The following is a 1,081-nucleotide window of genomic DNA, read 5'->3' as shown; positions in this document are numbered from 1 at the left end:
CTAGTGTCCTGAGTCCTTGATCCGTCGTTGGTCAGTGCATGGGACGTCCTGGGCCGAGGCTGGCCGAGCTGGTGTTGTCGGATCACGAGCGGCAGGTGCTCGGCGCGTGGGTGCGGGGCCAGTCCACCCCGCAGGCCCTGGCGTTGAGAGCCCGGATCGTTCTTGCGTGTGCCGAGGTCGAGCCTGACGGGCTTGCCCGCTCGGCCAGTTCGGTGGCCGCCTCAACCGGGGTGACCACGGAGACGGTCTCCAAGTGGCGGGGCCGTTTCCTCAAGGACCGTCTGGACGGCCTCGGCGACGCACCCCGCCCAGGCCGGGTCCGGACGGTCACCGACGAGCAGGTCGCCGAGCTGGTCCGGGTGACTCTGGAGACGAAACCGAAGAACGCCACGCACTGGTCGACCCGCTCGATGGCCGAGCGGGTGGGCCTGTCCCAGTCCACGGTCTCGCGGGTCTGGCGGGCGTTCGGTCTCCAGCCGCACCGGGCCGAGTCGTTCAAGCTGTCCACCGACCCGTTCTTCGTCGACAAGGTCCACGACGTCGTCGGGCTCTACCTCGACCCGCCTGAGCGGGCGTTGGTGCTCTGCGTGGACGAGAAGTCCCAGATTCAGGCGCTGGACCGCTCGCAGCCGGTGCTGCCGATGATGCCCGGCGTCCCCGAGCGGGCCAGCCACGACTACCTGCGCGCGGGCACCACAACACTGTTCGCCGCCCTGGACGCGACCACCGGCAAGGTGATCGGCTCCCTCCACCGGCGTCACCGCACCGCCGAGTTCAAGAAGTTCCTGGCCAAGCTGGACCGGGAGGTCCCGGCCGGCCTGGACGTACACCTGATCTGCGACAACTACGCGACTCACAAGACCGAGACCGTCAAGAAGTGGCTGCTGGCACACCCACGCTTCCACCTGCACTTCACGCCGACCGGCTCGTCCTGGCTGAACCTGGTCGAGCGGTGGTTCGCCGAACTCACCAACAAGAAGCTCCGCCGCGGCGTCCACCGCTCCGTCCAGGCCCTCGAACGCGACATCCGCGCCTGGGTCGCCGACTGGAACACCGACCCCCGGCCCTACGTCTGGACCAA

Annotated in this window: 1 protein-coding gene; it reads left to right on the top strand. The window is 68.7% G+C overall.

Translation table 11 applies throughout. The annotated features are described in order from the left end of the window. Positions 1-38 precede the first annotated feature (38 nt). The coding region (locus ACFWXO_RS45600; protein WP_380533209.1) for an IS630 family transposase at positions 39-1,081 on the top strand (1,043 nt) is incomplete at its 3' end.

This window comes from Kitasatospora sp. NPDC059088 (assembly GCF_042738155.1).
In the GTDB taxonomy this organism is placed as follows: domain Bacteria; phylum Actinomycetota; class Actinomycetes; order Streptomycetales; family Streptomycetaceae; genus Kitasatospora.
Note: the sequence above shows the minus strand (reverse complement) of the source record. Positions and strands in the feature narration are given on the sequence as shown.